Genomic DNA, 22,040 nt, shown 5'->3' on the forward strand with positions numbered 1-22,040 from the left:
CACACCGCGATGTGCGCCCCTCCTTCACCCCCGAAGGTAGTGCCGGTGCGCCCTCGTCAACCACAGCGCCTCGCGGCCCGGCCCCGCCGATTTCGACCATCACCTGACGGAGCATCACATGACCTACGGGTAGGCAAAGTTTGGGCCGTTGTCGTCGAAAGGCACGGCGCTTTCCTTGTCTGAACCGTTACGCGCAGGTAGTTAACAAACTGCCGGAATGCCCACCCGCACACCGTGGAAGGCTCCCCCGGTGACGCATTCCCGCAGTCTCTCCCGCACGCCATTCGAGTGAACGCGGACAGGAGCGGCCATGCCCGCAGCCGGTCAGCCGTCAACGGAGCAGCTAAAAAGGACAGATTCCCGCAAACGCGGCAAACCCTACCAATCACCCGCAGGTGAGCCCGTGAACCCGAACCCGTCAATCGGCCGCATCCCCGTGCTCGACGTACACCCCGCCGTCGAGTGCGGCACAAGGCCCGCGAAGGCGGTGGCAGGCGAGAGCTTCCAGGTCACCGCCACCGTCTTCCGCGAAGGCCACGACTGTGTCGCCGCCAATGTCGTACTGAGAGACCCGGGAGGCAGGCCGGGCCCCTGGACCCCGATGCGCGAGCTCGCCCCCGGCACCGACCGCTGGGGCGCCGAGATCACCCCGGCGGCCGAGGGCCGGTGGACGTACACCGTCGAGGCCTGGAGCGATCCGGTGGCGACCTGGCGCCACCAGGCCGCCATCAAGATCCCGGCCCGCCAGGACACCGAGCTCGTCCTCGCGGAGGGCGCCGCGCTGTACGAGCGGGCCGCGGCCGGGGTGCCCAAGGCCGAGGGCCGCGAGGCGGTGCTCGCCGCGGTGGACGCCCTGCGCGACACGAGCCGCACACCGAGGAAGCGGCTCGCGGCCGCCCTCGCCCCGGCCGCGGTGGCCGCCCTCGCGGCGCATCCGCTGCGCGAGCTCGTCACCTGCTCGGCGCCCATGCCCCTGCTCGTCGAGCGCGAGCGCGCGCTGTTCGGGTCCTGGTACGAGCTGTTCCCGCGCTCGGAGGGGGCAGTGGTCACCAAGGGTGCCCCGCCGGTCTCCGGCACCTTCCGCACCGCGGCCGAGCGGCTTCCCGCGGTCGCCGCGATGGGCTTCGACGTGGTCTATCTGCCGCCCATCCACCCCATTGGCTCCACCTATCGCAAGGGCCCCAACAACAGTCTGAAGGCGGGGCGTTGGGATGTCGGCGTGCCCTGGGCGATCGGCTCGGCCGACGGCGGGCACGACGCCGTCCACCCCGACCTCGGCACCCTCGACGACTTCGACGACTTCGTGGCCGCCGCCCGCGACCTGCGCCTGGAGGTGGCCCTCGACTTCGCCCTCCAGTGCTCCCCCGACCACCCCTGGGTCGACAAGCACCCCGAGTGGTTCCACCACCGGGTGGACGGCACGATCGCGTACGCCGAGAACCCGCCGAAGAAGTACCAGGACATCTACCCGATCGCCTTCGAGCAGGACATGCCGGGCCTCATCGAGGAGACGGTGCGGCTGCTGCGGTTCTGGATGGGGCACGGCGTTCGGATCTTCCGGGTCGACAATCCGCACACCAAGCCGGTGGTCTTCTGGGAGAAGGTCATCGCCGAGATCAACGGCACCGACCCGGACGTGATCTTCCTGGCCGAGGCGTTCACCCGGCCCGCGATGATGCGCACCCTCGCCAAGATCGGCTTCCAGCAGTCGTACACCTACTTCACCTGGCGCAACACCCGGCATGAGCTCACCGAATACGTCACCGAGCTGGCGGGCGAGTCCGCGCCCTACATGCGGCCCAATTTCTTCGTGAACACCCCGGACATCCTGCACGGCTACCTCCAGGAGGGCGGCCGGCCCGCCTTCGAGGTGCGGGCCGCGCTCGCCGCGACGCTCTCCCCCGCCTGGGGTGTCTATGCCGGATACGAACTGTGCGAGAACACCCCGGCCAAGCCCGGGAGCGAGGAGTACCTGAACTCCGAGAAGTACCAACTGAGGCCCCGCGACTGGGAGTCGGCCGAGCGCGAGGGCCGCTCCATCGCCCCGCTGATCACCTCGCTGAACCGCATCAGGCGCCGCAACCCGGCGCTGCGTCAGCTGCGCTCGGTCCACTTCCACGACACCGGCAACGACGCGCTGATCGCGTACAGCAAGCGCGCGGGGTCGAACACCGTACTAGTGGTCGCCAACCTCGACCCCCACCACACCCAGGAGGCCACGGTCTCGTTGGACATGCCGGAACTCGGCCTCGCATGGGACGAGTCCTTCCCGGTGCGCGACGAGCTCACCGGTGAGACCTATCACTGGGGCAGGGCCAATTACGTGCGTCTGGAGCCGGGCCGAGCACCCGCGCACATCCTGGTCCTGCGACCGTCCCCGCCGATCGGAGGGTCACCCACACCATGATCGTCAACGAGCCCGTCCACGACACCTTCGAGGACACCCCCGCCAAGGACCGCGACCCCGAGTGGTTCAAGCGAGCGGTGTTCTACGAGGTGCTCGTGCGGTCCTTCCAGGACAGCAACGGCGACGGCGTCGGGGATCTCAAGGGCATCACCGCCAAGCTGGACTATCTCCAATGGCTGGGCGTCGACTGCCTCTGGCTGCCGCCGTTCTTCAAATCGCCGCTGCGCGACGGCGGTTACGACGTCTCGGACTACACCGCGGTCCTGCCCGAGTTCGGCGATCTCGCCGACTTCGTGGAATTCGTGGACGCCGCCCACCAGCGCGGCATGCGCGTGATCATCGACTTTGTCATGAACCACACCAGCGACCAGCACCCGTGGTTCCAGGAGTCGCGCAAGGACCCGCAGGGCCCGTACGGCGACTACTACGTCTGGGCCGACGACGACAAGCAGTTCCAGGACGCCCGGATCATCTTCGTCGACACCGAGACGTCGAACTGGACCTTCGACCCGGTCCGCAAGCAGTACTACTGGCACCGCTTCTTCTCCCACCAGCCGGACCTCAACTACGAGAACCCGGCCGTGCAGGAGGAGATCGTCTCCGCCCTGCGCTTCTGGCTCGACCTCGGCATCGACGGCTTCCGCCTCGACGCGGTGCCCTACCTGTACCAGAAGGAGGGAACCAACTGCGAAAACCTTCCGGCGACGCATGAGTTCCTCAAGCGGGTACGGGCCGAGATCGACGCGAGCTACCCGGACACGGTGCTGCTCGCCGAGGCCAACCAGTGGCCCGAGGACGTCGTCGACTACTTCGGCGACTTCGCCAAGGGCGGCGACGAGTGCCACATGGCCTTCCACTTCCCGGTGATGCCGCGCATCTTCATGGCGGTGCGCCGCGAGTCCCGCTACCCGGTCTCGGAAATCCTCGCCAAGACCCCGGCCATTCCGCGCAACGCCCAGTGGGGCATCTTCCTGCGCAACCACGACGAGCTCACCCTCGAAATGGTCACGGACGAAGAGCGCGACTACATGTACGCCGAGTACGCCAAGGATCCCCGGATGCGCGCCAACATCGGCATCCGGCGCCGACTCGCCCCGCTGCTCGACAACGACCGCAACCAGATCGAGCTGTTCACCGCGCTGCTGCTCTCGCTGCCCGGCTCGCCGATCCTGTACTACGGCGACGAGATCGGCATGGGCGACAACATCTGGCTCGGCGACCGCGACGCGGTGCGCACCCCGATGCAGTGGACCCCGGACCGCAACGCGGGCTTCTCCTCCTGCGACCCGGGGCGGCTCTATCTGCCCACGATCATGGATCCGGTCTACGGCTATCAGGTGACGAACGTCGAGGCGGCCATGGCCTCGCCGTCCTCGCTCCTGCACTGGACCCGGCGGATGATCGAGATCCGCAAGCAGAACCACGCCTTCGGGCTCGGCTCGTACACCGAGCTGATGTCGTCGAACCCGGCCGTCCTCGCCTTCCTGCGCGAGTCCGGCGACGACCTGGTGCTGTGCGTGCACAATTTCTCGCGCTTCCCGCAGCCCACCGAGCTGGACCTGAGGGCGTTCAACGGAATGCATCCGGTGGAGCTGATCGGCGGGGTGCGCTTCCCGGCGATCGGCGAGTGGCCGTACCTCCTCACCCTGGCCGGCCACGGCTTCTACTGGTTCCGGCTGCGGAAGGACCCCGCCGTCACTTGACCCGTAGCGCCGGGCGGAGCGGTTTTGGCCGCTCCGCCCGGGGCACTCTGAACCCCGAACCCCGCGCGCCGCCGGACAGCTTCTGTTGCAATCCGGGACACTCTGCGCAACTCGATGTGTGCCCGGGGAAAGGATGCGCCGCCATGCCGAAGGCCGCACCGCCCCGTTCCACCGGCCTCCCACTCGCCCGGCTGCTGACCTCGCTCGCCCCGCTCCTGCACGAGTGGCTGCCCCGGCAGCGCTGGTTCGCCGGCAAGGGGCGGCCCGTCACGGACTTCGTCCTGCTCACCGCGACCGAGCTGCTGCCCGGCTTCCTGCACCTGCTTGTGCGCACCGAGCACGCCCCGGTGCCGCTCCCCGCCGACGCCGCGCCGGTGCCCGCCGACTGCTACCAGCTCCTGATCGGGGTGCGCGACCAGCTGCCGCCGCGGCTCGCCCCCGCCCTGATCGGCCGGGCGGACAAGGGCCCGCTGGCCGGGCGCACGGTGTACGACGCCCTCCAGGACCCGCAGTCCGCGGCCCTGCTCCTGGAGCGCCTGCGCACCCCGGGCACGGTGGGCCCGCTGTCCTTCGAACTCGCCCCGGAGGTGAAGGTTCCGCCGGGTCTGGCACCGCGCCTGCTCGGCGTCGAACAGTCCAACTCCTCGCTGGTGTACGGGGATACGTTCATCCTGAAGGTGTTCCGCCGGGTGCAGCCGGGCGTCAATCCCGACCTGGAGCTGCCGTGGGCGCTGGCCCGCCAGGGCTGTGCGCGGGTACCCGCGCCGGCGGCCTGGTTCCGCACCTCCCAGCCCCAGGACGCGACACTCGGCGTGCTCCAGCCGTTCCTGCGCGGCGCCGACGACGGCTGGACCCTGGCGCTCGCCTCGCTCGCGGCGGGCCGCACCTTCACAAGGGAGGCGTACGAGCTCGGGCGGGCCACCGCCGAGGTGCACCTGGCCCTCGCCGACGCGTTCACGCCGGTCACCCTCGGCCGCCCGCAGACGGCGCTGATCGCGGCCGCGATGGCCGAGCGCCTGGACGCCACCGCCCAGGCGGTGCCCGCGCTCGCGCCGTACGTTCCGGGCCTGCGGGCCGCGTTCGAGGCGGTCGCGGCCCTCGACTCGGCGGGCACGGCCCAGCGCGTCCACGGCGATCTGCACCTGGGCCAGGCCCTGCGGCCCGCCGAAGGCCCCTGGTCGGTGATCGACTTCGAGGGCGAGCCCGCCCGCCCGCTCGCGGAGCGGCGCCGCCCGCAGCCCCCGGTCCGCGACGTCGCGGGCATGCTGCGCTCCTTCGACTACGCGTCCTGCTCGGCGCGCCCGCCGAACCCGCGCTGGGCCTCGGACTGCCGGGCCGCCTACTGCGCGGGCTATGCGGCGCGCTCCGGCTCGGACCCGCGCGAGTCACTCGAGCTGCTGCGCGCGTACGAGACCGACAAGGCGGTGTACGAGGTGCTCTACGAGGCCCGGCACCGCCCCGACTGGCTGCCCGTGCCGATGGCGGCGATCCGCCGCCTGGCCGGGGCTGAAGTTGTGAACTCCGGTGAAAATGACGCCACTTGAGGAGGCAGACCCCGTGACCCCCCGCCCCGCCCGCAGCTCCTCCGAACCCGCCCCGCGCACCGCCGAGCCGGCGACGCCCGCGGCGAAGCCGGCCAAAGCGCCGCCCGCGCCGCGCCGGGCCGCGAGCCGCGGCGTACGGCCCGCGCCCGCCCTCGCCGCCGCGGACCGGGGGCGCCTGCTCGCGGGCGGGCACCACGATCCCCACTCCCTGCTCGGCGCGCACCCGGTGCGCGGCGGGGTGGCGTTCCGGGCTCTGCGCCCGTACGCGCAGGCGGTGACGGTGCTCGGCAAGGGGCTGCGGGCCGAGCTGCACAGCGACGGCGACGGGCTGTTCTCCGGGGTCCTTCCGCTGCGCGAGATCCCTGACTACACCCTCCTCGTCACCTACGAGGACACCGAGATCGAGGTGCACGACCCGTACCGCTTCCTGCCCTCGCTCGGCGACCTCGACCTGCACCTGATCGGCGAGGGCCGGCACGAGGAGCTGTGGACGGCGCTCGGCGCCCGCCCCATGGTTCACCAGGGCGTGACCGGCACCCGGTTCACGGTGTGGGCACCGAACGCGCAAGGCGTCAGAGTCACGGGCGACTTCACTTACTGGGACGGCACCGCGCACCCGATGCGCTCGCTCGGCTCGACCGGGGTGTGGGAGCTGTTCCTGCCCGGGGTGGGCGACGGGGCCCTCTACAAGTTCGACATCATGCGCCCCGACGGCAGCCACACCCTGCGCGCCGACCCGATGGCCCAGCGCACCGAGGTGCCCCCGGCCAACGCCTCGATCGTCACCGAGTCGCACCACGTCTGGCGGGACGCGGACTGGATGGCGAGGCGCGCCGAGCGCCCGGTGCACGAGGCCCCGTTCTCGGTGTACGAGGTCCACCTGGCGTCCTGGCGCCCTCGCCTGACATATCGTCAGCTGGCTGACCAACTCCCGGCCTACGTAAAGGACTTGGGCTTCACCCACGTGGAGTTCCTCCCGGTCGCCGAGCACCCCTTCGGCGGCTCATGGGGCTATCAGGTGACGGGCTTCTACGCCCCGACATCGCGCATGGGCACCCCGGACGACTTCCGCTTCCTCATCGATGCGCTGCACGAGGCGGGCATCGGGGTGCTCGTGGACTGGGTGCCGGCGCACTTCCCGAAGGACGACTGGGCGCTCGCGGAGTTCGACGGCCGGACGCTCTACGAGCACGAGGACCCGGCCCGCGCCGAGCACCCCGACTGGGGCACCCTCGAATTCGACTACGGCCGCAAGGAGGTCCGCAACTTCCTGGTCGCCAACGCGACGTACTGGTGCGAGGAGTTCCACGTGGACGGCCTCCGCGTGGACGCGGTGGCCTCGATGCTGTACCTGGACTACTCCCGCGAGCACGGCGAGTGGACCCCCAACGAGCACGGGGGCCGCGAGAACCTGGACGCGGTGGCCTTCCTCCAGGAGATGAACGCGACGGTGTACCGCCGCTGCCCCGGCGTCGTGACCGTCGCGGAGGAATCCACGGCGTGGGACGGCGTGACGCGGCCCACCGATCACGGGGGCCTGGGCTTCGGCCTGAAGTGGAACATGGGCTGGATGCACGATTCGCTGGGCTACGTCCAGCACGAGCCGGTGCACCGCAAGTACCACCACAGCGAGATGACGTTCTCGATGGTGTACGCGTACAGCGAGAACTATGTACTGCCGATCTCGCACGACGAGGTGGTCCACGGCAAGCGCGCGCTGGTCTCGAAGATGCCCGGCGACTGGTGGCAGCAGCGCGCCACCCACCGCGCCTACCTGGGCTTCATGTGGGCCCACCCCGGCAAGCAACTCCTCTTCATGGGCCAGGAGTTCGCACAGGGAGCGGAGTGGTCGGAGGGCCACGGCCCGGACTGGTGGCTCCTGGACCCGTCGTACAGCGCGGAGTCGGACCACCGCGGCGTACGCGACCTGGTCCGTGACCTGAACGCGGTGTACGCGGCGGAGCCGGCCCTGTGGGAGCGCGACACGGACCCGTCGGGGTTCGCGTGGGTGGCAGGCGACGCGGCGGAGGACAACGTCTTCGCCTTCCTCCGCTACGACGCGGGAGGCACCCCGCTCCTGTCGATCTCCAACTTCTCCCCGGTGGTCCGGGCGGAGTACCGCCTGGGCGTCCCGGAGTCGGCGGCGGCATGGGGGGAGCTCCTGAACACGGACGAGGTCCGGTACGGGGGCGGCGGGGTGGGCAACCCGGACCCCCTGAAGCCGGAGCCGGTCCCGTCGCACGGGCGGCCGGTGTCCCTGTCCTTGACGCTGCCCCCGTTGGGGACGGTCTGGCTGCGGGGGGTTTGAGGGCGGGGCTCGGGCTCCATCGACGAACCCCGCCCGGCCGATCACGGCACGGGCGGGGCGGGGTCATGGGGTGGTGGCCGTCAGACGCCGACCGTGTCCGCGTACGCCGCCGGCGCCTCGGTCTGCCGCAGTGCCCCACCGCCGGCGAACCCGGTCCGGAAGGCGCCCGGCTCCACGGTTGCCACATCCAGCCGGGCCCCCGGCGGTGGGCCCGAACCCACCGCCGGGACGGCCCGCTCCCGCTACGACCGCTTGAACCGCAGCGTCCGCAGTTCGAACGGCCTGAGGGTCACCTCCACCAGTCCCTCCGTCGACTCCGGCTCTGCCAGCGGGCGTTCGAGGAGATCCGTTGCCACGACCTCCTCCGTCGAGAAGCCCAGCGTCAGCCTCCCCCGCGCCCGCCCCCCGGCCGCCTCGTGGAAGCGGACCACCACATCCCCGCTCCCGTCGTCCGCCAGCTTCACGGCGGTGACCACGATCGCGTCGTTGTCGACGGCCACCAGGGGCTCGACCGGACCCGCCCCGGGCAGAGTGCGCTCCGGGAGGTTCACCCCGTACCCCTCCCTCACCGCGTCCCCGATCGTCGCGCCCGGCACCAGCGCATGGCGGAAGCAGTGCAGGCCCTGGTCGGTTTCCGGGTCCGGGAAGCGGGGGGCCCTCAGGAGGGAGACCCGCAGGGTTGTCGTCGTGCCCGTGTCCTCCGTGCGGACCGTGCGCGTCACATCGTGGCCGTACGTCGAATCCGTCACCAGGGCCACGCCCCAGCCCGGCTCCTCCACGTGGACAAAGCGGTGGTTGCACGCCTCGAACTTCGCCGCCTCCCAGCTCGTGTTCGTGTGCGTCGCCCGGTAGAAGTGGCCGAACTGGGTCTCCGACGCGTACCGCTCCGCGTGCACGTCCAGCGGGAACGCCAGCTTCAGGAATTTTTCCGTCTCGTGCCAGTTCACCTCTGTGAGGATGTCCAGGCGGGCGGAGCCTGGTGCCAAAGTCAGCGTCTGGGTCACCTTCGACGAACCGAACGACCTCACCACCCGCACCGACGCGTCGGTCTCCCCCGGCGCCACCTCATCCGCCTCCACCAGATCCGTCACCGTGTTGCGGTAGAACGCGTCCACGTCCCACGCGTCCCACATGTTCGGGAAGTCGGGGTGGATCTGCAGCAGGTTCGCCGGGCTGTCCGGCGCGATCGACTCCCGGCCGGCGAGCAGGTCGTACGCCGACACCACCAGACCGCGCTCGTCGATCTCCACCCGCAGTCGGCCGTTGGACAGCACGAAGCCGCCGCCCGGGCGGGCAGAGAGTTCGGAGTGGGCATCCCCGACCGGGGAAGACGCCCCGCCCGCCGCCACCCCGTGCCGTGCATGCGGAGCCGCGTTGAAGACCAGAGCCTCCGCGCCCTCCCCCGCCAGTGCGCGCTGGGCCTTCTCGATGATGGCGGTCAGTTCCGCGGCCAGCGCCGCGTACGTCTTCTCCGCCTCCCTGTGCACCCACGCGATCGACGACCCCGGCAGAATGTCGTGGAACTGGTGCAGCAGTACCGTCTTCCAGATGCGGTCCAAGTCCGAGTAGGGATAGGCGAATTCCTCGGACCTCACCGCCGCCGTCGCCGACCACAGCTCCGCCTCCCGCAGCAGATGCTCGCTCCGGCGATTGCCCTGCTTCGTCTTCGCCTGGCTCGTCAGCGTCGCCCGGTGCAGTTCCAGGTACAGCTCGCCCACCCACACCGGCGGGTTCGCGTACTCGGCCTCCGCCTTCGTGAAGAACTCCGCCGGGGTCTCCCAGACCACCTGGGCGCTGCCCTCCAGGTTCCGCAGCCTCGCCGCCTTCGCGATCATCTCGCGGGTGGTGCCGCCGCCCCCGTCGCCCCAGCCCGTCGGCGCGAGCGAGTGCCTGGCCACCCCCTTGTCCTTGAAGTTCTTGGCGGCGTGGGCGATCTCGCTGCCCTTCATGGCGCAGTTGTACGTGTCGACCGGCGGGAAGTGGGTGAAGATCCGGGTGCCGTCGATGCCCTCCCACTGGAAGGTGTGGTGCGGGAACTTGTTGGTCTGCGACCAGGAGATCTTCTGGGTGAGGAGCCACTTCGAGCCCGCCGCCTTGATGATCTGCGGCAGGCCCGCCGCGAACCCGAAGGTGTCGGGCAGCCACGCCTCGTCGTTCTCGACCCCGAACTCGTCGATGAAGAACCGCTTTCCGTGCACGAACTGCCGGGCCATCGCCTCCGAACCCGGCATGTTCGTGTCCGCCTCCACCCACATGCCGCCCGCCGGGACGAACCGGCCGTCCGCCACCGCCTTGACCACCTTCGCCCACACCTCCGGCCGGTGCTCCTTGATCCACGCCCACTGCTGGGCCTGCGACATCGAGAAGATGAACTCGGGCTCGTCGTCGAGGAGGGCCGTCATGTTCGACGTCGTACGCGCCACCTTGCGTACCGTCTCGCGCAGCGGCCACAGCCACGCCGAGTCGATGTGCGCGTGGCCCACCGCGCTGATCCGGTGCGCCGACGGCTCGGCCGGCGAGGACAGGACCCCCACCAACTCCGAACGGGCCGCGCCCGCCGTGCCGTTCACGTCCTGGAGGTCGAGCGCGTCCAGCGCCCGGTCCACCGCGCGCAGGATGTCCCAGCGCCGCCCCGACTCGACGGGCAGCTCCCCCATCAGCTCGCCCAGCACCTCCAGGTCGATGACCAGGCGCCACACCGTCTCGTCGAAGACCGCCAGGTCCATCCGGGTCAGCTTGTACAGCGGGTCCCGGTGCGACGTCTCGATGTCGCCCAGCCGCGTCGACAGGAAGGGGTGGTAGTCGAGCAGCACCGGGTTCGAGGCGGCCTCGATGTGCAGGCGCACCTCTTCGCCGCCGTCCACCGGGGCTCCGATGCGTACCCACTGGTTGCGCGGGTTGAGCCCCTTCACCGGGGTGCCGTCGGGGCGGTAGACCAGGCCCTCGCACTGGAAGCCCGGCATGTTCTCGTCGAAGCCGAGGTCCAGGATCGCCTCCACCGACTTGCCCGCCCACTCCCGCGGTACGGTCCCGGTCACCCGGAACCAGCTGGTCCCCCAGGGCGGGCCCCACATGTCGCCGACCGCGACCGGCGTCACCGCGGCGGCCAGGCCCTCCTCCACCGGCACCGGCTCCCCCGGCGCGTTCCACACCGCGACCTCCAGCGGCACCGATTCCGGGTACACGGCGGGGCGGATGCGCTCGTCCAGAACGCGCTTGAGGCGGGCTTCGACCAGGCCGCGGTCGTCATGCATGAGGGGACTCCGTTTCGGGGTGGGATGGGTCTACCGGGTGGAGGAGGCGTGCGGGTTCACGGGGTGCCTCCTGGCGGGAGCGTTACCGGACCTGGTCGGGAGTGGCGACTTCGGTGATGCCGCGCGCGGCGAGGTGCGCCTTGTCGTCGGCCCGGGTCGCGAGGACGGTGGTGGGGCGGGCGCCGTCGGCGGTGAGCCGGAAGAACGCCTCGAAGACGGCGCCGCCGGGGGCGCACACGGAGCGGGCGGCCGGGTCGTCGGGGACCACGAGCGCGGTCGTGCGAGGTGCCGGGGCGTAGGTGCGTACGCCGTCACGCAATGCGGCGGCGGTCCGGGCGAGGACCCGGGCGGTGTCCTTGGGGTACCGGTCGTTGGTCAACAGGCCGAGCCCGTATTCGAGTTCGGGGAAGTCGGCCAGGTCGCGCGAGACGTCGTGGGAGCACCACCAGGTGATCCCCCACAGGTCGGGGCAGTCCAGGGCGTTCTCGACCGTCGCCTCGGTGAAGGCGGCGGCGTGCACGGGCGGCACCAGCGGGGCGGGGGCGCCGACCTCCTGGAGCCAGACCGGGCGGCGCGGGTCGTCCGCCCACGCCTTGGACAGCTCGATGAGGTAGGCGGCGTGGTGCTCGGTCGGTACGGAGATCCGGCCGTGCCGCTGCGCGGTGCCGTTGAAGACCCAGGAGTGCACGGCGGTCAGCGTGCCGTGCCGGGCCGCCTGGGCCGGGGTGAACGGCATGTCGTCCTGGTACCAGCACGCGTCGTACTCGGCATGCAGATGGAGCTTCCCCGGCGCGCCCTCCTCGCAGGCCGCCAGCATCCGCCGGAGCCAGCCGTCGACCTCGGCCTCCGTGGCCCGGTCGGGGTCGGGGTGCGGGCCGGCGGAGAACTGGTTGACCTCGTTGCCCAGCGTCATGCCGATGAAGTTGGGCCGGTCGGCGAGGGCCGCGGCCAGCGTGCGCAGATAGGCGGCCTGCCCGTCGGCGACCTCGGGGTCGGTGAACAGGTTGCGGCGGTGCCAGGTGCGGGTCCATGCGGGCAGGAAGTCGAAGCTCGACAGGTGCCCTTGCAGGCCGTCGACGTTGACGTCCAGGCCGCGTTCGGCGGCGGCGTCCGCCAGGTCGACGAGGTGCTCGACGGCTCGGGGCCGGATCAGGGTGCGGTTGGGCTGGAAGTAGGGCCAGAGCGGGAAGACCCGTACATGGTCGAGGCCGAGCGCGGCGATGGAGTCGAGGTCGGCCCGCACCGCGTCCGGGTCGTAGTCGAGCCAGTGGTGGAACCAGCCTTGGCTGGGCGTGTAGTTGACGCCGAAGCGGGGGGCTGCCATGGGGTGAGCTCCAAGGTAGTTCTACGGAAAGGGAGTTGACGTATCGAAGGGTTCATCCCTTGACCGCGCCCTCGCCGACCCCGCGGAAGAAGTACCGCTGGAGGCAGGCGAACATCACGATCAGCGGGGCGACGGCGATGATGGTGCCCGCCGCGACGACGCGCTGGTTGTTGGAGAACGTGCCGTGCAGGAAGTTGAGGCCCACGGTCAGCGTGAAGTGGTCGGAGTCGGAGAGCACGATCAGCGGCCACAGGAAGTCGTCCCAGGCACCCATGAAGGAGAAGATCGCGACGACCGCGAGCGTCCCCTTCACGGCGGGCAGCGCGATGCGCGTGAAGCGCTGCCACACGTTGGCGCCGTCGACGATGGCCGCCTCTTCGATCTCGTACGGGATGTTGTCGAAGGCGTTCCGCATGAGCAGCACGTTCATCGCGCCGATGCAGCCGGGCAGCACCACGGCGACCAGGGTGTTGTTGAGTTCGAGCGAGCGCATCGTCGCGAACTGGGCCAGCATGATCGCTTCCATCGGCACCAGAAGGGCGAGTACGAAGACGATCCCCGCGGCGCCTCGGCCCTTGAAGCGGAGCCGGGAGAGCGCGTACCCGGCCATCGCGGCGCCGACCACGTTGGTCAGGACGTTGCTGAGCGCCACCTTCACGGAGTTCAGGATGAAGTCCCAGACCGGGATGATGTCCGCGACGCCCCGGTAGTTGGCGAAGGTGGGGTGCTCGGGCAGCAGCCGGGGCGGCGAGGTGTAGATGTCCTCGGTGGCGCCCTTGAGCGAGGTGGACAGCTGCCACAGGAACGGCCCGATCATGATCAGCAGCACGACGACGAGGGCCGCGTACCGCAGGGCCCTGCGCCAGCGGGGGGCGCGGGTGCGGCGGGGTCCGGCAGGGGTGCGGGCATCGGCGGGCGCAGGGGCGTGGGCGACGGCGGCCATCAGTGACTGTCCTTCCGGTCGGCCATCAGTCCTTGTCCTTCCGGTCGGCCCGCAGTACGAGGAGCATCAGGACCAGGGTCAGCAGGAAGAGCACGATCGACATGGCGGAGGCGTAGCCGGTGCGGCCCTGGAGGCCGGTGCCGGCCCGCTGGATGAGCATGACGAGGGTGGTGTCGGCGCCGCCGGGTCCGCCGGTCGGCCCCGCGATCATGAAGACCTCGGTGAAGACCTTGAAGGCGGAGACCGAGGAGAGCGCGCCGACCAGGACCATCGTGGAGCGCACGGACGGCATGGTGATCGCGAAGAAGCGGCGGATCGGCCCGGCCCCATCGACCTCGGCGGCCTCGTGCAGCTCCTTGGGTACGTTCGCGAGCGCGGCCAAGTAAATGATCATGTAGTAGCCGAGGCCCTTCCACACGGTCAGGGCCATGGAACTGAGCAGCAGCAGCCACTCGTTGGACAGGAACGGCACCGGGTCCACACCCACCATGTGCAGGACACCGTTGATGAAGCCGCGGTCGTCCAGCATCCACACCCACATCAGGGCGACGACCACGACGGACGCCACGACCGGCGTGTAGTAGGCGGACCGGAAGAAGGCGATGCCGGGGATGTGCCGCTGTACGAGGAGCGCGAGCAGCAGCGGCAGGAAGACCAGGCAGGGCACGACCAGGACCACGTACAGCGCGCTGTTGCGCAGGGCGACCCAGAACTGGTCGTCGTGGACGAGCGCGGTGAAGTTGTCGAAGCCGACGAAGCTGCCGGTGGTCAGGGTGCGGGCGTCGGTGAACGACTTCCACACCGTGGCGAGGAACGGGTAGAGGTTGAAGGCGAGCGTGATCAGGAGGCCGGGTGCCAGGAACAGCCAGGGGCTGAAGGCCTTGTGCGTACGGGCCGTGGTGTGGCCGGCGCGCCGGCCGGGGGCGGCGGTGCGCGGGCGTCCCGCGGCCCCCTTCGCGGCGACGGTCGGGGGGGAGGTGGTCATCGCCGGTACCGCCGGGTCGGTGTCGAGGTGCTCATCGCCAGGACCGAGGAGTGGCTCATTTCTCGTTCCACCGGGTCACTTCTGCTGGATCAGCTTGGTCATCTGGTTCGCCGCGCTGTCCAGGGCCTCCTTCGGGGACTCTTTGCCCTGGAGGCACTTGGCGATCTCGTTGCGCAGGATCGTCTTCATCTCGTCGCTGAACAGCACCGGCGTGTAGTTGACGGCGGTCGGCAGCATCTTGGCCGAGGCGACCCGGATCTTGCCCTCCTCCGTACTGTCGGCCTTGGTCCAGTACTCCTTGCCGAGGGAGCCCTTGGTGCTGGGGAAGACGGCGACCTTGTGGCCGAAGTCCTCCTGGTTCTTCTGGTCGGTGACGAAGTGCGCGAAGGCGAGGGCGGTCGCGGCGTTCTTGCTCTGCGAGTTGACCGAGAGACCCTGGAGGTACATGTTCTGCTTGCCGGTGTTGGTCGGTACGTCGGTGATGCCGAGGCTGTCGTAGAGCGTCGGGGCGTTCTTCTTGAAGGTCTCCAGGTCGTGGGCGCTGCCCGGGTTCATGGCGACCTCCTGCTGGAGGAACTTCTGCCCGGCCGTCTCGGCGGTGAGCGTGAGCGCCTGCTTGTGCAGCCCGCCCTCCTTGAACATCTCCTGATACTTGGTGAGGAATTCGACGCCCTTGGCGTCGTTGAAGGTGAACTTCGTCCCGTCCTTGCTCATGATGTCGACGCCGTACCGTCCGAAGTCCTCGACCGTCGGCGGCTGCGCGAGGGTGGCCTTGCCCTTCTTCGCCAACTGGGCGGCGTCCGAGAAGAGTTCGTCGAACGTCTTCGGCGCCTTGTCCGGGTCGAGGCCGGCGTCCTTGAACATGGACTTGTTGTAGAAGAGCGGGCCGGTGTTGAGGTACCAGGGGAAGGCGTACGAGCCGTCGAGCCCGGGCATGTCGAAGCCCTGCCAGGCGCCGTCCAGGTACTCGGGCTTGAACTTTGCGGCGACCTTGTCCTTGTCCAGGTTGAGCAGGGTGCCCGCCTTGGCGAGCGGGTAGGCGAGGTCCGGGGAGAGGTTCACGACATCGGGGAGGGTGCCGGCGGTGGCGTCGGCGCTCAGCTTGTCGGCGTAGTTGTCGGCGGGCTGGTCGACCCATTTGACCTTGGTGCCGGGGTTCGCCTTCTCGAAGTCCTTGATGACACCTTCGAAGTAGTCCTTGAAGTTGGCGCGGAGGTTCCAGGTCTGGAACTTGATCTCGCCCTCGACCTTCCCGTCGGTGGACGAACCCGCACCGCCCCCGCCGCCCCCGCACGCGGTGAGCACGGTGAGCGAGAGGGCCGCGCCGAGCCCGACGGCCGTCCGGATCGCGACTCTGCGATGAATGGACATGAGTGGCTGACTCCTTCGCCTCGTCCCGATGACGTTGCCGCACACCATGCAGCGCGAATTAATTGGACGTCAATGGTGAATAAGTGAGCTGATTCACTAAACATGCAGGCCAGCGAAGCTAAAAAGGACTAAAGTCCCGAATATTTGGCGACTACTAACGCGGTTTAGGACAGATCAACTAAACCGCGTTACTTGCGCGTTGCTACGGCTACCATCGGCCCATGAGCGAGATCGAAAGCGATGCGCCGCCGCCCCGCCGTCCGACCATGAAGGACGTGGCCAGAGAGGCCGGCGTCTCCACCAGCGCGGTCTCCTTCGCGCTCAACAACCGGCCCGGAGTGTCCGATTCGACCCGCCGCCGGGTCATACGGGTCGCGGACCGGCTCGGCTGGCGGCCGAGCTCCGCCGCGCGTGCGCTCTCCGGCGAGAACGCGGGCGCGATCGGGCTGGTCCTGGCCCGCCCGGCGGACAGCCTGGGCGGGGAGTCGTTCTTCCTCCAGCTCGTCTCGGGCATCCAGGCGAGCCTCGCACCGTGCGACCAGGCGCTGGTGTTCCAGATGGTGGACGACGTCCAGGCGGAGTGCGAGCTGTACCGGCGCTGGTGGGCGCAGCGGCGGGTCGACGGGGTGATCGTGGTCGACCCCCGGGTCTCGGACCCCCGCCCCGAGACCCTCGCGGTACTCGGCCTGCCGGCCGTGATCATCGGCGGCATGGAGGCACCGGGGAACCCGGGCGCACCCCAACTCCCGCGCCAGGCACGGCTTTCCAACATCTGGGCCGACGACTCGGGCGCGATGGACCTGATCGTCCGGCACCTGTACGCACTGGGCCACCGCCGCATCGGTCACATCGCGGGTACGCCGGGCTTCGCCCATACGGCGCGCAGGATCGCGTCGCTGCGGGCGGCCGGGCGTCGGCTCGGTCTGGAGCAGGCGGTGTCGGTGACGACGGACTTCACGGACCGCCAAGGAGCCAAGGCAGCACGGCGGTTGTTCTCCGCACCGGTTCCGCCCACCGCGCTCATCTGCGACAACGAGGTGATGGCGGTGGCGGCGGTCAGCGTCGCGGCCGAGCGGGGGCTGCACATCCCGCGGGACGTGTCGGTGGTGTCCTGGGAGGACTCGGTCATCTGCCACACGCTGCACCCCCAACTCACGGCGCTGGTCCGCAAGGCGGACGAATTCGGTCACCGTGCGGCGGGGGAGCTGCTGGCTCTGCTGGACGGCGGCGCGGCCCGGCAGGTCCAGGACCCGTTGCCGCGGCTCCAGCCGAGGGAGAGCACGGGGGCGCCGCCGGCGTGAGGGGGGTGGGGCAGCCCCGGCGCCCCCCGGCATCACCCGCCGAGCCGCAGCCGCCCCGATCCCCCCGCCCCCGGAGCCACGCGGCACAACCGCAGAGTGTCACAGCCGGGGAGGGGCGGGGTGGGGGAAGTTCAGGCCGCCAAACCCCCCAGCGCCCCCGGCAACACCCCCGAATACAGCACCCCCAGCCTCTGCGTCGCCCGGGTCAGCGCGACATACAGGTCGCTCACCCCGTACTCCCCCGGCTCCACGACCAGCACCGCGTCGAACTCAAGACCCTTCGCCTGACGCGGGTCGAGCAGGACGACCTCCCGAGTGAGGTCGGGGGCGGCCCCCGACGCCGCGTCGGGCAGCGCTGCCAGGAGCGGGCCGTGCAGCGAACCCGGCGCGATCACCGCGAGCCGGCCCGAACCCCGCCACGCCGCCACCGATTCCGCCACCGCCGAGGGGAGGGCAGCGGGGGCCACGGCACGGGCCCAGGGCCGTACGCCCGTGGACCGCACCGAGCTCGGCGGCACGAAGGACGGGTCCGCCGCCCGGCACACCTCTGCCGCCACCGCCATGATCTCCGCCGGCGTGCGGTAGTTGACGCCGAGGCGGACGTGCTCCCAGTTCCCCTCCGCGACGTACGGCGACAGGATCCGTTCCCACGAGCCCACCCCCGCCGCGTCCGCGGTCTGCGCGGGGTCGCCGACCAGCGTCATCGAACGGGTCGGGCAGCGTCGCATCAGCAGCCGCCAGGCCATCGCCGACAGCTCCTGCGCCTCGTCGACGATGATGTGCCCGAACGCCCACGTGCGGTCCGCCGCGGCCCGCTCGGCCGCGCTGCGGTGGTCGGCCTCCTCGTGCCGCTCCGCCATCCGCTCGGCGTCGATGATGTTGTGCGCCGCGAGCACCTCGGACTCCTCGTCCTCGAACTCGTACGACTCCGAGCCGGCGGAGAGGTCGAGCACGCCTTGCGCGTAGGCGATCCGCTCCTGCCGTTCCGCCTCCGCGGCGGCCCGCGCCGCGCTGTCGTCCTCGCCCAGGATTTCGGCCGCCTCGTCGAGCAGCGGCACATCACCCGGTGTCCACTCGCCGCCCTCGCGCCGGATCAACTTGGCGTCGGAATCCGGGAGATGGGACGGTTCGGCCAAGAAGTCCGCTACGAATTCCTCCGGCGTCAGCTTCGGCCACAGCTCCTCGATCGCCGCGTGCACCTCGCCGCTCGTCGCGATCTCCTTGCCCATCTGGGCCGCGTCGTCCGAGCCGAGCAGGTTCGGGCCGCCGAACGGGTCCGCGCCGATCCGCTCGACCAGTTGCGCCGTGAGCGCGTCGATGATGTGGAACGCGAAGTGCGGCCGCGCCAGGTTGTGCGGAAGCCCGCTCTCGCGCGCCCGCCACCTCGCGTCCTCGGCCATCGCCCGGTCGAGCTGGATCGTGCCGTACCCGTCGTGCGGGATCTCGATGGCCCACTCGGGCACGGTCTGGCGGTCGCGTACGGCCGCCGCGAGCACCTCGGCCATGGCGGCACGGCCCTTGACCTCGGCTGCCTCCGGGGTGTCGGTGCCGGTCGCGTGCACGCCGGGGAACAGCTCGGACATCGTCGACAGGAGCACCCCGGTCTCGCCGAGCGAGGGCAGCACGTCGCCGATGTAACCGAGGAACGCGGGGTTGGGCCCGACGACGAGCACCGCCCGGCGGGCGAGCAACTCCCGGTATTCGTACAGGAGATACGCCGCCCGGTGCAGCGCGACGACGGTCTTGCCGGTGCCGGGACCGCCCTCGACGACGAGCACTCCGCGGTGCGGGGCCCGGATGATGCGGTCCTGCTCGGCCTGGATGGTCTGCACGATGTCGTGCATCCGGCCGGTGCGGGCGGCGTCCAGGGCGGCGAGCAGCACCTCGTCGGCGTTGGCGCCCTCGTGCCCGGTGCGCTCCGCGTCCGTCAGGTCCAGGAGTTCATCGTGGAGCGCGGTGACGGTGCGGCCCTCGGTGGTGATGTGCCGCCTGCGCCGCAATCCCATCGGTGAATGTCCGGTGGCGAGATAGAACGGGCGAGCCACTTCGGCACGCCAGTCGATCACCAGCGGAGTGCGTTCCCGGTCGTTCCTGCGGATTCCGATACGTCCGACGTGGTGCGCCGTACCGTCCTGGAAATCCAGCCTCCCGAAGCACAGCCCGTTCTCGCCCGCGTTGAGCGCGCCGAGCAGGCCGGACTGCTCGGCGACCATCACATCCCGTTCGAGCCGGGCCTGAAGACCCGTGCCGACCTGCGACAACGCCGACTGCACCGCGGCCTCGGCCTGATCCCGCAGATCATCGAGGCGGGCGTAGAGGTCGGTGATGAATTGCTGTTCCTTCCGAAATTCCTCGGTTGACAATTCCACTCCTGACGCGATACAGTGCTTCCATAAGGCTTCTTCATGACTTCTTTTATGCGAAATCGCGAAACACCTAATATACGCAAGGGAATGCCCCGGATGTCAATTCATCCGGGGCATTTTCTTTGGCCGCGGCAAGCCGCCCGAAGGGGCTCAGTCCCGTACCGGCGGCAGCAGCGGCTTGCCTTCGCGGCCGCCCACCGGTGACGACAGGACGATCGACGTGGTCGTGCGGCCAAGGGCCGAGGTCTGCTCCAGGATCTCCTCCAGGTGGATCGTGTCGGCGACGGCCACCTTGATGATCCAGCAGTCCTCGCCCACCACGTGGTGCACCTCGACGACCTCCGGCCGCTCCATCAGCTCCAGGGTCCTGGGGTGCTTGAGGTTGTAGCCGCCGTGCGGACTGACCCGGATGAAGGCCTGGATGCCGTAGCCGAGCCGGACCGGGTCGACCCGCGCCCCGTACCCGGTGATCGCCCCGCTCGCCTCCAGCCTGCGCAGCCGCTCGGTGACCGCGGCCGGGCTCAGCCGGACCCGCCGGCCCAGCTCACTGAGCTTGATCCGCCCCTCCCGCTGGACGACTTCGAGGAGCTGCCGGTCGACCTGATCGAAGCCCCCTGACGAATCGTTGGCGATGGCGCGCGAATGCCGTGGTTCTTTCGGTACGGCCGCGAGATCTCCCATGTTTCCCCCTTTAGTCCCGGAGCCGTCAACGTAACACTGGTACCCGGGAAAACCGCTGGTGGGAAGGGGATTGAGGACATGCACGAGGTACTGGTCATCGGGGGCAACCGCTACTTCGGGAAGCGGCTCATCGCGCGGCTGCTCGCGGCCGGTGACCGGGTGACGGTTCTGAACCGGGGCTCGGCGCCGCCCCCACCGGGCGCCCTCCAGCTGATCGCCGACCGCGACGACGAGGCGTCCCTTACGGCCGCGCTCGGCGGGCGCACCTTCGACGTGGTGGTCGACCAGGTCTGCTACACCCCGCGCCAGGCGGCGATCGCCCGCCGCGTCTTCGCCGGACGCACCGCGCGCTACGTCATGACGTCGACGGTCGAGGTGTACGAGTACGAGGACTCCGCCGGGCTGGTCGGCGAGGATGTCCTGGACCCCGCCACGGTCGTCGTCACACCCCAACTCCCTTGGCAGGAGCCGGAGTTCGTTGCCGAGCACTACGGCGAGGGCAAGCGGCAGGCCGAGGCGGTGTTCGCCGCGGCACCCGTCTTCCCGTATGTCGCGGTGCGGGTGGCGCACGTCCTGGGCGGGGCCGACGACTTCACCGGGCGGCTCGCCCACTACGCGGACCGGATCCGCGGCGGCGAGCCGGTCGCGGTGCCGGCGACGAACCACCCGGCGACGTACATCGACGTCGAGGAGATCGCGGAGTTCCTGTTCTGGGTGACCCGGCAGGACTTCACCGGGCCCGTGAACGCGGCCTCGCACGGGCCGCTGAGCACCGAGGACATCGTGGCGGCGGTCGCGGCCGCGCTGGGCGGCGAGCACCGGCCCGTGCGGTACCAGCCGGTGGAGGTCGGCGCGGTCTCGCCGTTCTCCTTCGCCCGCTCGTACGGGATGGACACCACCCGCGCCGAGTCGCTCGGCTTCACTTTTTCGCACACCGAGAGCTGGCTGCCGCGTGCGGTGGCCGAGACGATGGGGGTCAACTGACATGCGGACGCGCACACTTGGACCGTACGAGGTCGGCACCATCGGCTATGGGGCGATGCCTCTGTCGATCGAGGGCCGGCCCGACGAGGCGCGGGCCGTCGCCACCGTGCACGCCGCGCTCGACGCGGGCGTCACACTCATCGACACCGCCGACTCCTACTACGCGCCCGGTGGCGAGCCGGGCCACAACGAGCTCCTCGTCGCCCGCGCCCTCGCCTCGTACGGCGGCGCCACCGACCACGTTCTGGTCGCGACCAAGGGCGGCCGGGGGCGCACCGACGACGGCGGCTGGACGGTGAACGGCGACCCGGGCCATCTGCGGCGGGCCGCCGAGGGCTCGCTGAAGCGGCTCGGCGTCGAGGCGATCGGCCTCTATCAGCTGCACAAGCCGGACCCGGACGTCCCGTTCGCCGAATCCCTGGGCGCGCTTGGGGAGTTGGCGGAGGAAGGCAAGATCCGTACGGTCGGGATCTCCAACGCCGACACGGGCCGGATCCGGGAGGCGAGGGCGGTCCTGGGCGACCTGCTCGTCTCCGTACAGAACCGCTACTCGCCCGCCGTACGCGACGGCGAGCCCGAGCTGCGGCTCTGCGCCGAGCGCGGGCTCGCCTACCTGCCGTGGAGCCCACTGGGCGGGATCTCGCGCAGCGCCCTCGACGGTCCGGGCGGACCGGAGGCCCGATCCGCATTCCATACGGTGGCCGAGGCACGGGGCGTCAGCCCTCAACAGGTGGCGCTGGCCTGGCTGTTGACGCTGTCGCCGACGCTGATCCCGATCCCGGGAGCCAGCCGCCCCGGGTCGATACGGGATTCGGCGGGAGCGGCCGATCTCGTACTGACCGGGGCGGAACTGGCCCTGCTGCCCTGAG

Annotated in this window: 14 protein-coding genes; 7 read left to right on the plus strand and 7 right to left on the minus strand. The window is 70.3% G+C overall.

The features are described from left to right. The first annotated feature begins 310 nt into the window (after window positions 1-310). From ACSHXC_RS12085 to glgB, 4 genes are all read left to right on the plus strand, one after another. Window positions 311-2,407: an alpha-1,4-glucan--maltose-1-phosphate maltosyltransferase gene (locus tag ACSHXC_RS12085; protein WP_438291582.1), complete on the plus strand. Its 2,097-nt coding sequence runs from the start codon at window positions 311-313 to the stop codon at window positions 2,405-2,407. Beyond that, window positions 2,404-4,110 (plus strand): maltose alpha-D-glucosyltransferase, encoded by a 1,707-nt coding sequence (treS, locus tag ACSHXC_RS12090; protein WP_438291583.1) that lies wholly within the window; start codon window positions 2,404-2,406, stop codon window positions 4,108-4,110. The genes ACSHXC_RS12085 and treS overlap by 4 nt, the downstream gene beginning before the upstream one ends. A 143-nt stretch (window positions 4,111-4,253) precedes the next feature. After that, the gene (locus ACSHXC_RS12095) at window positions 4,254-5,654 is read left to right on the plus strand and encodes a maltokinase N-terminal cap-like domain-containing protein (RefSeq protein ID WP_438291584.1); all 1,401 of its coding nucleotides are present in this window, start codon (window positions 4,254-4,256) and stop codon (window positions 5,652-5,654) included. Beyond that, a complete protein-coding gene (glgB, locus tag ACSHXC_RS12100; RefSeq protein ID WP_438291585.1) occupies window positions 5,641-7,962 on the plus strand; it encodes a 1,4-alpha-glucan branching enzyme in 2,322 nt (773 codons plus the stop codon). The genes ACSHXC_RS12095 and glgB overlap by 14 nt, the downstream gene beginning before the upstream one ends. A gap of 242 nt (window positions 7,963-8,204) precedes the next feature. Here glgB and ACSHXC_RS12105 read toward each other — a convergent pair whose 3' ends face one another. The 5 genes from ACSHXC_RS12105 to ACSHXC_RS12125 all read right to left on the minus strand — a co-directional run bounded on the left by ACSHXC_RS12105 (window position 8,205) and on the right by ACSHXC_RS12125 (window position 15,839). After that, window positions 8,205-11,216 (minus strand): glycoside hydrolase family 38 C-terminal domain-containing protein, encoded by a 3,012-nt coding sequence (locus tag ACSHXC_RS12105; protein WP_438291587.1) that lies wholly within the window; start codon window positions 11,214-11,216, stop codon window positions 8,205-8,207. An 82-nt stretch (window positions 11,217-11,298) separates the two neighbouring features. Further along, on the minus strand, window positions 11,299-12,540 hold the full coding sequence (locus ACSHXC_RS12110; protein WP_438291588.1) for a glycoside hydrolase 5 family protein: 1,242 nt from the start codon (window positions 12,538-12,540) through the stop codon (window positions 11,299-11,301). 52 nt (window positions 12,541-12,592) lie between these two features. Continuing rightward, the gene (locus ACSHXC_RS12115; RefSeq protein ID WP_438291589.1) at window positions 12,593-13,483 is read right to left on the minus strand and encodes a carbohydrate ABC transporter permease; all 891 of its coding nucleotides are present in this window, start codon (window positions 13,481-13,483) and stop codon (window positions 12,593-12,595) included. A 25-nt stretch (window positions 13,484-13,508) separates the two neighbouring features. Further along, window positions 13,509-14,468 (minus strand): carbohydrate ABC transporter permease, encoded by a 960-nt coding sequence (locus ACSHXC_RS12120; RefSeq protein WP_438291591.1) that lies wholly within the window; start codon window positions 14,466-14,468, stop codon window positions 13,509-13,511. A 75-nt stretch (window positions 14,469-14,543) separates the two neighbouring features. Then, window positions 14,544-15,839: an ABC transporter substrate-binding protein gene (locus tag ACSHXC_RS12125; protein ID WP_438291592.1), complete on the minus strand. Its 1,296-nt coding sequence runs from the start codon at window positions 15,837-15,839 to the stop codon at window positions 14,544-14,546. Between the two features lie 221 nt (window positions 15,840-16,060). On the opposite strand from ACSHXC_RS12125, the gene ACSHXC_RS12130 reads away from it, so the two are divergent. Beyond that, window positions 16,061-17,140, plus strand: coding sequence for a LacI family DNA-binding transcriptional regulator (locus tag ACSHXC_RS12130; protein WP_438291593.1), 1,080 nt, complete (start codon window positions 16,061-16,063; stop codon window positions 17,138-17,140). A 131-nt stretch (window positions 17,141-17,271) separates the two neighbouring features. Here the strand turns inward: ACSHXC_RS12130 and ACSHXC_RS12135 are convergent, their stop codons facing one another. Beyond that, entirely contained in the window at window positions 17,272-19,503 is a 2,232-nt protein-coding gene (locus ACSHXC_RS12135) for a HelD family protein (RefSeq protein WP_438291594.1), read from the minus strand. A gap of 153 nt (window positions 19,504-19,656) precedes the next feature. Beyond that, window positions 19,657-20,187 (minus strand): Lrp/AsnC family transcriptional regulator, encoded by a 531-nt coding sequence (locus ACSHXC_RS12140; RefSeq protein WP_438291596.1) that lies wholly within the window; start codon window positions 20,185-20,187, stop codon window positions 19,657-19,659. Between the two features lie 78 nt (window positions 20,188-20,265). On the opposite strand from ACSHXC_RS12140, the gene ACSHXC_RS12145 reads away from it, so the two are divergent. Then, on the plus strand, window positions 20,266-21,171 hold the full coding sequence (locus tag ACSHXC_RS12145; RefSeq protein WP_438291597.1) for an NAD-dependent epimerase/dehydratase family protein: 906 nt from the start codon (window positions 20,266-20,268) through the stop codon (window positions 21,169-21,171). A gap of 1 nt (window position 21,172) precedes the next feature. After that, a complete protein-coding gene (locus ACSHXC_RS12150; RefSeq protein WP_438291598.1) occupies window positions 21,173-22,039 on the plus strand; it encodes an aldo/keto reductase in 867 nt (288 codons plus the stop codon). Window position 22,040 lies beyond the last annotated feature (1 nt).

Source organism: Streptomyces sp. HUAS TT7 (genome assembly GCF_051550175.1).
Classification (GTDB): domain Bacteria; phylum Actinomycetota; class Actinomycetes; order Streptomycetales; family Streptomycetaceae; genus Streptomyces.